Raw genomic sequence first — 13,197 nt, 5'->3', positions numbered from 1 at the left:
GCCCCGCCTCAGCTCTTCTTGAAGAACGGGCTGCGCGGATCGCTCGTGTCGAAGTACCAGTACGGGTAGTGATCCGACATGTCCTGCCCGTTCTGGTAGCGCGCCTGGTCCATCGCCGACCTCGGGTCGACCGCCGTCACCCCGAAGGGGGCGAGGTTGGCGTTCTCCTGCTGGATGTACGCCGAGGCCGTCTGGCGCAGACCGCCGGCCTGGGCGGTGAGTCCGTTCATGACCTGGAGCGCGGCGTCGCTGTGACTGTTCGTCGTGTCGGTGTACTGCTGGTGGAAGTCCGCGAGGTTCTCGTCGTCCCCGAAGACGTCGTCGACCTTCAGATCGGCGATCTTCCCGTACAGCTTCGCCCAGGCGCCGGACAGCGTCTGGTACAGGTCGTCCATGTGCCCGGCCAGGGTTCCGAGCTCGTTGACGTTCACCGAGAACGAACTGGCGATCCCGTAGATCGTGGCGGCGGCCTCGACCGGCGTCAGGTGCTGACCGTTGACGTCGTAGCCGTCCTTCTGCCAGAAGGAGTCAGGCAGCAGGGGAATGTCCTTGCCGTCCGCCGGCGGAAGCTTGACGCCGTTCTTGGCCATCTCGTCACGGAGGATCTTGTCGCGCTGCTCGGGGGTCAGCGACAGCGGGTCGTACCAAAGCCGCTGGTCATCCGTCATCTCCGGGTAGGTGTAGTCGTAGGTGTACGTCGGCTCGCCGCCCGGCGTCTGTGTCGCCGACTGCGGCTGGACCCCATCGGCCGGTGTGGTGTCGTCCTGCCCCGCTCCCTGCGCCGTGGCGTCGGTCCCGGTCGCCGGCCGTTCCGCCGAGAGCGGGACCACGTTCCCGGAGGCGTCGGTGGTGGCGACCGGATTCCCGGACGCGTCATAGAGGATCGATCCCGGGGCATCCGACGACGGCGTGCCACCGGAAATCGGGCTGAACCGCCCAGAGTCGTCCACGGTCCCCGCCGGATGACCGGACGAGTCGTACAGGACGGTGGGAGCGGCGTCGGCCGACGTGGCCCGGTCGGAGATCTCGCCGCCGAGCGGCTGGCTGGACGTGTCGTACGGCCGGTCTCGCGTGTCCTGAGAGCCGGTCCAGCCGACCGTGTCCTGCTGGGGCGAGGCAGGGTCCGTTCCGTGATGCCCGTGCGTGCTCGGGGTTCCGGCGGCGGTGGGCGACTGCGCGGCCGGGTCCGGCACCTGCTTGCCGGGCGAGCCGGGGTCGGAGCCTTGCATCAGTGACGCGGTCCCCGGATCCAGGGGCGTGTATCCCTGGTCGCCCGGCCCCGGTGGAACACCTGCCCCGGGGTGGACCGGACCCTGATGCGAGGTGTGCGAGGAGGGAGCGTGGCCATCGGCATGGCCCCCGCTGAGCAGACCTGCGGCGGCGACGCCGCCCAGGCCCGCCGCCGCCCCCAGACCGAGCGTCCGGGCCGGGCCGGCCCCGCCGGTTCCGGCGGAGTCCGGCGGGCCGGCGTGTGGATCCGTCCCAGGGTCGGCCGGTTTCTTCGACCGCACGGTGGGCGTACCCGTCCCAGGGACGGCCGGGCGCCCTGCCGTGGGCGTGGACGGCTCGGCGCGTACGGTCGATCGTGTCCGCGCCTCAGGCGCGGCCAGGGCGTCGTCCGGCGTCTCGCCGATCGCGACCGCGGCGCCGACCGCGGCACCCGCCGCGGCACCCGCGGCCAGTGTCTTCGCGCGCTCCGCGTCATCGCCGTCCCGGACGGCGCGCTCGTCCGGCTCGGTTCCCTCCTCGGGCGCGGGTCCCGGGCTGTTGACCTCTTCTGCCACAACACCACCCCGATCAACGTCTGAGCTGGGATGCCCGGGTGAGCGCGCGGCACGGCGAACGCTTCTCGGACGCATCCCATGATGAGAGCCCGATGTGCGCGATCCCGAAGGTCAGAACACGCACCGTCTCCACGCTCACGACGCGGGCTCATCGCCCGCGGCGAGCGGGTCCACCGGCGCCTGTGCGGTCTGCACGAGCACCGGACGCTGCTTGCGGCGCACCAGGAGCCCACGCCCCGGCGGTTGTGCCGTCGCACGCACGTTCCCGAGTACCGGCCCCTCGCCGGGATCACCGGACATGACCAGTCCGGGCTGGCGGAGTTCGCGCAGCCGGCCGAGCAGCGGCTCGAAGCCGCCGCGCGCCATCCCGCCGACCCGCCTGGCGAGCACCACGTGCAGGCCGAGGTCATGCCCTTGCGCGAGCAGGTCGACCAGAGGCAACAGGGGATTGCCCGACGGCGAGGCGACGAGGTCGTAGTCGTCGACGACGACATAGAACTCCGGGCCGGTCCACCACGAGCGCTCCGCCAGGACCTTCGGGGTCAGCGTGGCCGGGGGCAACCGCTCGACGATGCCGTCGGCGAGCTCCTTGACCGCCGCGGCCGCCGCCGGAGCCGCGCCGCAGTAGGCCCAGGTCTGCTCCTGCCGTACGGCGCCGAGCAGCGTGCGCCGGTAGTCGATGACGAGGAACATCGCCTCCTGGCCGCCTCTGCGAGCCTGGAGTCCGGCGAGCCAGGACCGCAGGAACGTGGTCTTGCCCGACTCGGCGTCGCCGAGCACCACGAAGTGCGAGTCGGCCCCGGCGAGGTCGAGGTGGACGGGCCCGAGCTCCAGCTCGTCGATGCCGATCGGCACCCCGCGTTCGGTGTCCTCACCGGGCCCGGGCAGGTGGGCGTGCGACAGCTCGGCCGGAAGCAGCCGGATCGGCGGTGCGGCCGGTCCCTGCCAGGCCGACGCCGCGGCACTCACGACCTCCTCGACGGACGTCCCGAGTTCGGGGAGCGCCACTTGGACGTGGTCGCCCTCCATCGTGAGCGCGCGTCCTGGCGCACCGGAGGGCAGGGACGCCGCGGCCTTGCGGTTGATCTGTGAGTCGGCGGGATCGTTGAGGCGGAACTCCATCCGGCCGCCGATGTTGTCGCGAAGCTGCGGGCGCAGCTCCATCCACCGGTTCGCCGCGATGACCAGGTGAACGCCGACGCGCTGCCCGCGCGCGGCGATGTCGAGAATCTGCGGATCGAGATCCTCGAGCTCGGTGCGCACGGCGCCCCAGCCGTCGATCACGAGCAGGACGTCGGCGACGGCCTCCGGCGGAAGGTCCCTCTCGCCGCGACGGCGGCGCATGGTCTCGGCGGAGTCGATCCCCAGCTCGCGGAACCGTTCGTCGCGCTCGTCGACCAGCTTCCAGATCTGCCCGACCACGCGGCGAACCTTGTCGGGCTCCAGCCGTCCGCTGACCGCGCCGACGTGCGGTGCTCCGGCCAGGGCGAACAGCGACCCGCCGCCGTAGTCGATGACATAGGCGTTGAGCTCTCGCGGTGTGTGGGTGACCAGGGCGGACAGCAGCATGGTGCGCAGGAACGTGCTCTTGCCGGTCTGCGGCGCCCCCACCACGGCGAGGTGGCCGGCCCACCGGGTGAAGTCGACGCCGAACGGACGCTGTGCCTGGGCCTCGGGCAGATCGAGGACGCCGACCGGCACCGCGCCCAGGCCCGCACCGGTCCAGCCGCGGGCCTGGAGTCCACGGCGCGGATCACGCTCAAGCGGAGGGAGCAGGCGCCCGAGCGGGATCTTCGGGTCCAGCGGCGGAAGCCAGACCTGGTGAGCGGGTGACGCGCCGGCGGCACGGATCAGCGTGACCGCGGTCGCCATCTCGGTCGGCCGCTCACCGTCACCCGATGCCGGGACGGCCGATGCGGGCTCCGGCTCGGCCGACACCGCGCCGGCGGTGAACAGGGCGGCGCGTGGGGTGTCATCCGGCATCTCCTCGGGCGTCATGTCGGGGGCCGAGACGAGCGCGGAGCGGAACCGGTCGTAGATGGTGGTGTCGACCTTCAGGTAGGCCGAGCCCGGGACCGGGGGCAGGTGGTAGGCGTCCGGTTCGCCGATGACGACGTTGCTCTCCACCGCGCTGAACGTCCGCAGGCAGATCCGGTACGACAGGTGACTTTCCAGACCGCGCAGCCGCCCCTCCTCCAGACGCTGGCTGGAGAGCAGCAGGTGCATGCCGAGGCTGCGGCCGAGCCGCCCGATCGCCACGAACAGCTCGATGAAGTCGGGCCGGCCGGCCAGCAGTTCCCCGAACTCATCGACCACGATCAGCAGGTACGGCAGGGGAGGCGCGTCGGGTCCGAGCAGGCCCGCCGTCCGGCGGCGCTGGTACTCGCGGACGTTGTCGACGTCCCCCGCGTCGCGGAGCAGTTTCTGCCGGCGCTGCTGTTCACCGAACAGCGCCAGGTACATCCGGTCGACCATGGTGAGGTCGTCGGCCAGGTTGGTGATCATGCCGGCGACGTGTGGGAGGTCGGCGAGCCCGGCGAACGCGGCGCCGCCCTTGAAGTCGACCAGGACGAGGCTGAGCACGTCCGGCGGGTGGGTCAGCGCCAGGGCCGTCACGAGAGTGCGGAGCAACTCGCTCTTGCCGGAACCGGTCGCACCGACGACGAGGCCGTGCGGCCCCATGCCCTGCATGGCCGATTCCTTGAGGTCGAGGATCTCCGGCTGTCCGTCCCCGCTCACCCCGATCGGCACCCTGAGGACGTCGTACGGCGATGACAGAGTGGACCACATGTGGGTCACGTCGAGATGGCGGGCGGCGGGCGTGCCGAGGAGTTCGACCAGCCGCGTGGTCTCACTGAGCGCCGTGCGTGCCGCGGGGTCGTCGAGGCGCAGTGGCGCCAGGCTCCGGGCGATCGCCGTGCGGAGCACGGGGTCCGATGGATCCGCCTGCCCGGTCGCCTCGCGGTCGGGCGACTCGAGCGTGAAGGCACCGTCGTCGGCGACCCGGACGCGGGTCTGGACACGCGGCGGCTCGTCGCGCTGCACCTCGACGCAGAAGACGACGCTGACCTCCAGGGCGGGAGCGCGTTCGGCCAGTTCACCGAGGATGTCCAGGCGACCGGCGGGGGACGCGGCGCCATAGCCGTCGACGATCACGAGCAGGCGGCGGCGCGACTCATCGGCGGGCTGCTCGGTGAACGGCGAGGTACGGCGGCGCGCCTGGTCCCGGCGGCGTTCGAGATCCTCGGCGAGCAGTTCTCCGAACCCGTCGCCATCGGGCAGGGCGAGGACCGACTCGCCGGCTCTGGCGTGCGGAAGCCACTTCACGAACTCCCAGTCCTCGACCTCTTTCGGATGGCACACGGCGACGAGCAGGTCGTCGGGGGCACAGAACGTCGTCAGCTCGGTGACGAGGTCGACGGCCATCGCCCGCGTGCGCACGGCGGATCCCACCAGGCTCACCACCGGCGTCTCGCGAAGGTCCAGCAGGATCGGCTGGCCGGACAGCCGGCCCGCTCGGGCGATCAGCCGTTCGGCCTCGGCGCGCAGTTCGGTGCGTCCTGCGGCGAACGGACCGTCGCCGGTCGCCTGGAACCCGATCGGGGTCGCCAGCGGCACGTCTCCCGTGCCGATCCGTACCGTGAGGAAGTCGGGGTGGTCGGGCCGCCGCTCCCACACGCGGACCCGGCTCCGGCAGATCGCCCAGCGGCCCCGCGCGTCCGGGTGGGCGAAGCCGGAGCCGACGGCCTGCATCGAGGCGACGGCGCGAGCCTGCGCGGCGGTCTTTCGCAGGTAGGCCCGGTACTCCGTCGCATCGGCCCGGCTCTTGCGACGCACCAGCGCCCGCTGCTGGTGAAACATCGCGAAACTCATGCCGATCGAGCCGACGGCCATCGTCGAGCCGATGACGATGTACAGGGGTCGCGGGTTGTAGAGCATGAACATCATGCCGCTGACGCCGCTCATCATCGGCAACAGCAGCTGGAACCACGAACCCGGCGGTGGCGCGGGGGGCTCGGCCGGTGGCGGGACGAGGACGATCGGCTCGGTGGGTACGGCCGGCGGCAGCACGCGGGCGGGCCGGTGCAGCAGGACACGGCTCATGGACACATCCAGGCGTGAGACGGACGACGCGGTGGTGGGACGACCCGCGACACCGTCCGGCCCAGTATCTCCCCGGACCCCCGCGCGTTCCGAGGGAGCGGAACGCGCGGGGCGGCTTCGTAATCTCGCGGCGGGACGACCGCGACGCACCACTTCGCAGAGGGGAGAGTTCGTTGGGACTCAGGACCGGACCGCAGACCACGCCGTACCCCGGGGGCGGCGCTCCCGGCGGCAGCCGGCTGAACACCGACCTGGGCGCCATGGTGAGCGCGCAACAGTACGTGCACGACGTCGCCGACCTCATCTACGGCGAGATCCAGCGGCTCATGAGCACGATCGACGGGCTGAGCGACAACTGGAGGAGCTCGTCCGCCAGCGCGTACAACACCGCGATGGGCAACTGGAACACGCAGGCCACCGAGCTGAAGAACGCCCTCTACAACATCGGTGACGGGCTCGCGCAGAGCCACAAGACCTACAACGAGATGGAAGAGAACAACCGCCTCGGCATCACCCAGGCCGCCGCCGGCCTGCCGTACTGAGGCAACGATCCGAGGAGAAGACGATGGGCACACCCGCCGATGACGGAGTCATCACCGTCCACTTCCCGTGGATGGACACCGCGGCCGAGGATGTCCGCGCCTGCCACAACACGCTCATTCAGCAGCAGGAGGACCTCAAGGGCTTCCTGAGCCGGCTGCGTGGTGAGTGGCAAGGCGTGGGCGGAGAGAGCTGGGACCACGCGCAGCAGCGGTGGCACAACGCCGCTGATGGCCTCTACCTGGTGCTCGGCCAGCTGTACCAGGCGCTCACCGACGCGCACACCAATTACACGACCAGCGAGAAGGCGATCGAGAGCTTCTGGAGCTCCTGAATCGGCCCTGCGGAGGAGGAACCGGGAAGATGCGCGGAGACCTGTCGGCCGTCACCGTCCACGCGACCGGCCGTCGCGTGGACCTGGTCCTGCCGAACACCGTGCCGATCGCCGAGCTGACGCCCACGATCGCCGAGCTGTGCGGCAGCGGTGAGGACGACGTCCGGCCGGCGGCGTGGACGCTGTCACGCGTCGGCCGGGAGCCGTTCTCGCTGAGCGCGACCCTGGCCGATGTGTCCGTGGTGGACGGCGAGGTGCTGCATCTCGTCGACCCGGGTGTCTGGACCTCGCCGATCCCGTCGCGGCTCGATGAGCCGGTCGTCTCCACGGCCACCGGTGATCGGGAGTGGTCCTCCCGGCGGTTGCTCGAACCGGTGCTCGGCGTGCTGAGCGCGGCGCTGTCGCTCGGTGCGGCCGGGTTCGTCGCGGTGCGGCCGGCGCTGCGCCACGGCGCGGGGCCGGCGCTGCTGGCCGCGGTGGCCGCCGTTCTCGCCGCCGCCTATCTCCTGCCGGCCGGGGAACGCCGCCGGTTCGGCCGTCCCGCGTTGGCGGCCGGCGCCTGGGGACTGGCGGCCGTGGCCGGCTGGGCGCTGGCCGGTGGCCGGTTCGACGCCGCCGGTGGCTGCGGCGCCGCCATCGCGCTGGTCGTGACGGTCCTGGCGTCGGCATCCATGCTGGCGCCCGTGGTCCTCGGCGCGGCGCTGGCCGGCGCCTTCGGGACCGTGGGATTCCTGCTGGCCGCCCTGGGCCTGCGGCCGGTGCAGGCGGCCTCCCTGGTGGTCATGTCCGGTGCGGTCCTGGCGCGCTGTCTGCCCCGCCTGCTGAGCGACCGGCTGTCCCGCCGGACGGCCGGCGCGGAAGCGGGACGGGTGACGGAGTTCGCCCGCGCCTCGCGTTCGCTGCTGGTCTCGCTGACCTCGGGCTGCGTCGCCGCCGTCGTCGCGGGGTCCGTGCTGCTGGTCGCGGCCGGTGACCCGCTCACGATCGCGCTCGCCGCCGTGGCGGGCGGGATGCTCGCGCTTCGCGCGCTGACCTACCGTTTCGCCCGTGAGGCCGCGGCTCCGGCGATCGGCGCCTGTCTCACCCTGGTCGGCGCGCTGCTCGGCGTCGCGGTCACGGTGCCGGCCGCCGGTGCGGGCGCCCTGCTGCTGATCCTCGCCGGAGTGGGGACGGCACTGCTCACGTTCGTGCCACTCGGGGACGGCGTGCGGCGCACGACGATGTGGTGGACGCTGCTCGACGTCTGTGCCGCTCCGCTGACGCTCTATTCTCTCGGCGTCCTCGACGCCCTCAGCCGAAGCATGGGCGGCCTGTTCGGCTGAGCGCCTCCCCTCAGCTCCAGAGGAACTCGGCCTGCGCGGCGGCCATGCGGTCGCAGGAGTCGTCCGCGCAGGTCTGGGCGGCCGCCTGGTCGGTGTACGGGCGCAGGTAGGTCATCTTCACCCACGCCGAGCCGGTGCGGCGGTCCGGTGTGCCGATGGTGAAGGTCGCGGGCAGTTCGTACCAGCCCTGGTACTCCTGTTCCGCCACGTCGAAGGTCGCGACGTTCGACGCGCTCCCCGCGGTCGAGGTGACCGTGACCCGCACCCACGCGCCGGCCTGGGCCTGCGGGATCCACAGGCGGACCTTGATCTGGTCCCACCGCGCGCCGCCCGCCGGCCGGCCGAGGTTCCACTCGTACCAGGCGTTCCGGTCGGTGGTGGTGCGCACCGGCCCGGTGTACTCCGGGTAGCCGCCGCTCGCGGCCGGGGACCACGCGCCGCCCGACGTCGAGCAGCACGCGCCGCCGGGGCCGGCGATCGCGTGGTTGGCGTAGGTGAGATCGCCGCCTCCGCTCTGCGGTGTCTGCTGGGGGGCCATCGACGCCTGTCCCGCCGGAGCCTGCCCGGCCGTCGTCGCCGGACCTCGCGCCGTGCCCAGCGGGTCCTTCTTGATCTGGGGGATCACGGCGGCGGCGACGACCACGACGGCGGCGGCCGCCGCCGCGCCGAGCGCCGGCCCGAGCCGTACGCCCGGTCTGCGCACGTCGGACTCGACCGTCTCGGCGAAGGCCCAGCGGTCGACCGTCTCTTGGGAGGGGTCCTGCTGCGTCACGTGGCGCCTCACATGCCTGCCGATGAGCGTTGCCCTCGCACCGTACGGGCCGGCGCGGTGCGTTCCGGCTCACCGGAACGCGCACCCGCGGGACCGCGTCCGCCTCACATTCCGAGCGGGTGTGTCGTCGTAGTGCGGAGACGAACCGCGAAGGAAGGAAACCGATGTTGGAACCGGTCAACGTCGCGATCATTTACTACAGCGCCACCGGCACGGTGCACGCCCTGGCGCGAGCCGCCGCCGAGGGCGCGGAGAAGGCCGGTGCGCACGTGCGGCTGCGCAAGGTCGCCGAGGTGGCCCCGCCGGAGGCGATCAGCGCCAACCCGGCCTGGGCCGAGCACGTACGGGACACCGCCGACGTCGCCGAGGCCCGCCTCGACGACCTGGAGTGGGCCGACGCGATGCTGTTCGGCACCCCCACCCGCTTCGGCAACCCGGCCGGCCAGCTCAGGGCGTTCCTCGACACCACCGGTCCGCTGTGGTTCCAGGGCAAGCTCGCGGACAAGGTGTACTCGGCGTTCACCGCCTCCAACACCGCCCACGGAGGGCAGGAGTCCACCCTTCTGGCGCTGGGGAACACCTTCTACCACTGGGGCGGCATCATCGTGCCACCCGGTTACACCGACCCTGTCCAGTTCCAGTCGGGCAATCCCTACGGCACCTCCCACGTCGCCGGCGACGGTCCGCCCGGCGAGGTGGTCCTGCGGGCGGCCCGGCACCAGGCCCGTCGCGTCGTCGACACCGCCGCGTCGCTCAAGGCGGGCCGCGCCGCCTGACGCGGATTTGCCGGAGTAGGCCGAATTTCGGGGTTGCGCCGGTGCGGACGTGTTGGGAAGGTCGCGGCATGACGACCGTACGGGCGAGGACGCCGGTCGGCGCGGGGCGGCCCGGGTTCGCGACCGGGCCCGTGGCGGTCGTGGTCGTCGGGCTCGCCGCCGTGCTCAGCGCGTTGTCCCCCCGGTACGGCTTCCACCGTGACGAGCTGTACTTTCTCGTCGCCGGCGGGCATCCCGCGTGGGGGTACGTCGACCAGCCGCCGCTGACGCCGCTCGTCGCGAGGGCCGCCACGGCGCTGTTCGGGGACACCCCCGCCGGGCTGCGCGTCGTCGCGACTCTCGCGTCCGCCGCCGGCGTGCTGGTCACCGCGCTCATCGCACGGGAGCTGAACGGGGGACGGCGGGCGCAGGTGTTCGCCGCGCTGGCCGCGGCGGTGTCCGGGTTCGTCCTCGCGGTCGGGCACATGGTCTCGACGACGACGTTCGACCTGCTCGCCTGGCTGCTGGTCGCGTGGCTGGCGCTCGGGCTGATGCGTACGGGCGGCGGCCGCCGGTGGCTCGGGCTCGGGGTCGTCGTGGGGCTCGCCCTGCTGAACAAGTATCTGGTCGGCATGCTCGCGGCCGCCCTGCTCCTCGCGGTGCTCGCCGTCGGGCCGCGCGGCGCGCTGCGCGGCCGGTGGCCGGTCATCGGAGTGCTCGTCGCGGCCGTCATCGCCGCGCCGAACCTGTGGTGGCAGGCCACGCACGGCTGGCCGCAGCTCACCGTGGCCGGGGGCATCAGCGCCGACGACGGCGCGGAGAACCGCGTGCTGTTCGTGCCGATGCAGATCGTCTACCTGTCGCCGTTCCTCGTCCCGGTCTGGATCGCCGGGATCCGGCGTCTGTGGCGTGACCCGGAGCTGCGGTGGGCCCGCGCGATGGTCGTGGCGTACCCGGTGCTCTGCGTCCTCGTCCTGGCGTCCGGCGGCAAGCCGTACTACGCACTTCCGGTGCTCCTCGTGCTGACCGCCGCCGGCTGCGAGCCGCTGGCGCGGTGGACGCGCGGCCGCCCGCGTACCGCCGTCGTCGCGGTCGCGGGTGTCCTGGCGGCCGCCACGTCCGCGCTCGTCACCCTGCCGCTGCTGCCGACGAGCGCGCTGTCGGCGGTGAACGGGATCAACAAGGAACAGGGCGAGCAGGTCGGCTGGCAGGCGCTGACCTCGGCCGTCGCGACGCAGTGGTCCGCGATCCCTCCGGCGGAGCGTGCCCACGCGGTGATCTTCGCGGAGAACTACGGCGAGCACGGGGCGATCGCGCGGTACGGGCCGCGGCACGGCCTGCCGGTGCCGTACTCGGGCCACATGAGCGACTTCGACTGGGGACCGCCGCCGGACTCCGCGACCGGCCCGGTGGTGCTGGTGTACCAGGACGGCGACCGGAACATCGGCCGGTACTTCACCGGCTGCCGGGCCGGGAGCCGCGTGGACACCGGCACCGACAACGAGGAGCGGGGCGCGCACGTCGACCTGTGCTCCGGCACCACCGCACCCTGGTCGGTGATCTGGCCGCGCCTGCGGCACTACTACTGAGGACCGGCCACCGGCTCGCGTCGGTAATCACCGGCGAGCGACGGCAGCACCTGGGCGAGCTCGGCGTGCACCCGCTCGTCGAGCCGTACGGTCTGGTCGCGGAGCCGGTGCCAGGCCTCGGTGAGCACCAGCCGGGTCAGGCCGGGCAGCAGGTCGCGCGCGCGGCGGGCCATCCAGCAGGTTCCCTCGGTGGCGAGCCAGTGCGCCTGGGCGCGCAGGCTCGGCGGCGGGTTGGACGGCTCGGGTTCGGGCAGCCGCCACAGCGGCACACCGCGGTCGGCCAGGCCGTCGGCGAACAGGCCGGCCAGGAGCCGGTGCCCGCGCTCGCTCGGGTGGATGCGGTCGACGCCCCACATCGCCGGGTCGTACAGGGACGGGTGCCCGGCCAGGTCGAGGTGGACCGTCTCGTACGCGGACGCGAGGTGCCCGACGACCGCGTTGACCGCCTGGATCCGCCGTGCCAGCGGCCGGCGGACGACCTCGGGGACCCGCAGCATCCGGCCGGGGTCGGGCAGGCTCGCGGTGAGCACCACGGCGCCGGACCGGCGCAACGCCACGACGGTCCGCTCCAGGCGAGCGGCGATCGGCGCGATCGCGAAGTCGCTGCGCAGGGTGTCGTTGACGCCCACGAGCACCGAGGCGTACGCGGGCCGCCGGGCGAGCGCGCGGGGAAGCTGGTCGGTGACCACGTCCTCGACCAGGGCGCCGCAGCGTGCGTGGTTGTCCAGCGCCAGGCCGCCGGGCGGCGCGATCGCCTGGCCCAGCAACACCGCCCAGCCGCGCCAGCCGCCCTGCGGCAGCGGATCGCCGAGGCCGACCGTCACCGAGTCGCCGAGCGCCGCGAACCGCACCGGCTCCGGGGTGCCCCTCATCGCGGAGTTCCGTGCGCCCGGAGGAACCCGTCGACCGCGGTCTGCCAGTCGAAACGCGTCGCCTGTTCGCGGGCGACGCGTCGGCGGCGCGACGGGTCCCGGGCCAGGAGCCGTTCGACCGCGTCGGCGTAGGAGACCGGGTCGTCCTCGGCCGTGAGCCCGGCGCACCCGATCACCTCGGGCAGCGCGCTCTCGCCGCTCACGACGACCGGGGTGCCTGCGGCGAGCGCCTCCAGCGCGGCCAGCCCGAACGTCTCGACCGGGCCGGGCGCGACGGCGACGTCGGCGGTGGCGAGCAGCCGGGCGAGCAGGACGCGGTCGGCCACGTGGCCGAGGAACCGTACCGGCAGCCCGTCCGCCTTCGCCTCAAGTGATCGACGCCGCGGGCCGTCGCCGATCACGACGAGCGTGGCCGGCACGCCCCGGCGGCGCAGCTCGGCCAGCGCGCCGATCGGCCGGTCGGGCCGCTTCTCCGGCGACAGCCGGCCGCAGTGCACCAGCAGCGGCCCGCCGGGCCCGGCCAGCGCGGACCGTAGCCTCGCGTCGTACCGGTCGGGTGAGAAGGTCTCCAGGTCGACGCCGAGGGGCACGCGGACGACATTCGGCACGGCCAGCCGACGGAACTCCGCGGCGGCCCACCTCGTGGTGCAGACGACGACGTCGTAGGAATCGGCGGTGGCGCGGTTCATCCGGTCGGCGAGCCGCTCCGCGGGCAGTCCCGGCGGCCCGAGCAGGCGCAGCAGCCCGTCGAGCCCCTCGTGGGAGACCATCATCGACCGGACACCGTGCGCGGCCGCCCACTCTCCGGTCCACCGCAGGGTCGTACGGTCGGAGACCTCCAGCCGGTCCGGCTCCAGCTTCTCCAGCAGCCGCCGCAGCCTCCGGCGGGCGGTGATGACCCGGTAGCCGCCGGTGCCGGGCACGAGCGGTCCGGGGATCGTGATGATCCGCCCCTGTTCGTTCCATTCGTCCCGGTGCCGCGGACCGGGCATGATCAGCACCGGATCGTGCCCGGCCCGCACGTAGCCCGCGCCGAGCTCCCGCAGGGCGGTCCGCAGGCCACCGGAATGGGGCGCGACGGCATTGGCCAGCCGCACCACTCTGACGCCTCCCACGCTCGTACGA

General features: G+C 73.0%; 10 protein-coding genes. 5 read left to right on the top strand and 5 right to left on the bottom strand.

Going from position 1 to position 13,197, the window contains the following annotated elements; genetic code table 11:
* Window positions 1–8 precede the first annotated feature (8 nt).
* Complete coding sequence (locus ACQEV1_RS04080; RefSeq protein ID WP_433391337.1) at window positions 9–1,784, bottom strand: hypothetical protein; 1,776 nt, start codon at window positions 1,782–1,784, stop codon at window positions 9–11.
* 135 nt (window positions 1,785–1,919) lie between these two features.
* Window positions 1,920–5,888: a type VII secretion protein EccCb gene (gene eccCb / locus ACQEV1_RS04075; protein ID WP_433391335.1), complete on the bottom strand. Its 3,969-nt coding sequence runs from the start codon at window positions 5,886–5,888 to the stop codon at window positions 1,920–1,922.
* Window positions 5,889–6,061: 173 nt separating this feature from the next.
* Between eccCb and ACQEV1_RS04070 the strand changes: the two genes are divergently transcribed.
* The 3 genes from ACQEV1_RS04070 to ACQEV1_RS04060 are packed head-to-tail and all read left to right on the top strand — an operon-like array spanning window position 6,062 to window position 8,084.
* Entirely contained in the window at window positions 6,062–6,430 is a 369-nt protein-coding gene (locus ACQEV1_RS04070) for a WXG100 family type VII secretion target (RefSeq protein ID WP_285636969.1), read from the top strand.
* Between the two features lie 23 nt (window positions 6,431–6,453).
* Window positions 6,454–6,762, top strand: a complete 309-nt coding sequence (locus tag ACQEV1_RS04065) for a WXG100 family type VII secretion target (RefSeq protein ID WP_433391332.1) — start codon at window positions 6,454–6,456, stop codon at window positions 6,760–6,762.
* Window positions 6,763–6,791: 29 nt separating this feature from the next.
* Entirely contained in the window at window positions 6,792–8,084 is a 1,293-nt protein-coding gene (locus ACQEV1_RS04060) for an EsaB/YukD family protein (RefSeq protein ID WP_433391329.1), read from the top strand.
* A gap of 10 nt (window positions 8,085–8,094) precedes the next feature.
* Here ACQEV1_RS04060 and ACQEV1_RS04055 read toward each other — a convergent pair whose 3' ends face one another.
* Window positions 8,095–8,856 carry a hypothetical protein gene (locus ACQEV1_RS04055; protein WP_433391327.1) on the bottom strand — a complete coding sequence of 254 codons (762 nt, stop codon included), beginning with the start codon at window positions 8,854–8,856 and terminating at the stop codon, window positions 8,095–8,097.
* Window positions 8,857–9,020: 164 nt separating this feature from the next.
* On the opposite strand from ACQEV1_RS04055, the gene wrbA reads away from it, so the two are divergent.
* On the top strand, window positions 9,021–9,632 hold the full coding sequence (gene wrbA, locus ACQEV1_RS04050; protein ID WP_285636981.1) for an NAD(P)H:quinone oxidoreductase: 612 nt from the start codon (window positions 9,021–9,023) through the stop codon (window positions 9,630–9,632).
* Window positions 9,633–9,700: 68 nt separating this feature from the next.
* Window positions 9,701–11,200: an ArnT family glycosyltransferase gene (locus ACQEV1_RS04045; protein WP_433391323.1), complete on the top strand. Its 1,500-nt coding sequence runs from the start codon at window positions 9,701–9,703 to the stop codon at window positions 11,198–11,200.
* On the opposite strand, the gene ACQEV1_RS04040 is transcribed toward ACQEV1_RS04045, so the two are convergent.
* Entirely contained in the window at window positions 11,194–12,072 is an 879-nt protein-coding gene (locus ACQEV1_RS04040; protein ID WP_285636987.1) for an SGNH/GDSL hydrolase family protein, read from the bottom strand. The genes ACQEV1_RS04045 and ACQEV1_RS04040 overlap by 7 nt on opposite strands.
* Entirely contained in the window at window positions 12,069–13,187 is a 1,119-nt protein-coding gene (locus tag ACQEV1_RS04035) for a glycosyltransferase (protein WP_433391320.1), read from the bottom strand. Before ACQEV1_RS04035 ends, ACQEV1_RS04040 begins: the two co-directional genes overlap by 4 nt.
* Between the last annotated feature and the right edge of the window lie 10 nt (window positions 13,188–13,197).

This window comes from Actinoallomurus sp. CA-142502 (assembly GCF_050936355.1).
Classification (GTDB): Bacteria; Actinomycetota; Actinomycetes; order Streptosporangiales; family Streptosporangiaceae; genus Actinoallomurus; species Actinoallomurus iriomotensis.
This window is presented reverse-complemented; position numbering and strand designations above follow the sequence as displayed.

Coding starts and splice junctions, on each gene's coding strand:
- eccCb (WP_433391335.1), bottom strand. CDS start 5,888: ATGAGCCGTGTCCTGCTGCACCGGCCCGCCCGCGTGCTGCCGCCGGCC.
- ACQEV1_RS04065 (WP_433391332.1), top strand. CDS start 6,454: ATGGGCACACCCGCCGATGACGGAGTCATCACCGTCCACTTCCCGTGG.
- ACQEV1_RS04060 (WP_433391329.1), top strand. CDS start 6,792: ATGCGCGGAGACCTGTCGGCCGTCACCGTCCACGCGACCGGCCGTCGC.
- wrbA (WP_285636981.1), top strand. CDS start 9,021: ATGTTGGAACCGGTCAACGTCGCGATCATTTACTACAGCGCCACCGGC.
- ACQEV1_RS04045 (WP_433391323.1), top strand. CDS start 9,701: ATGACGACCGTACGGGCGAGGACGCCGGTCGGCGCGGGGCGGCCCGGG.
- ACQEV1_RS04040 (WP_285636987.1), bottom strand. CDS start 12,072: ATGAGGGGCACCCCGGAGCCGGTGCGGTTCGCGGCGCTCGGCGACTCG.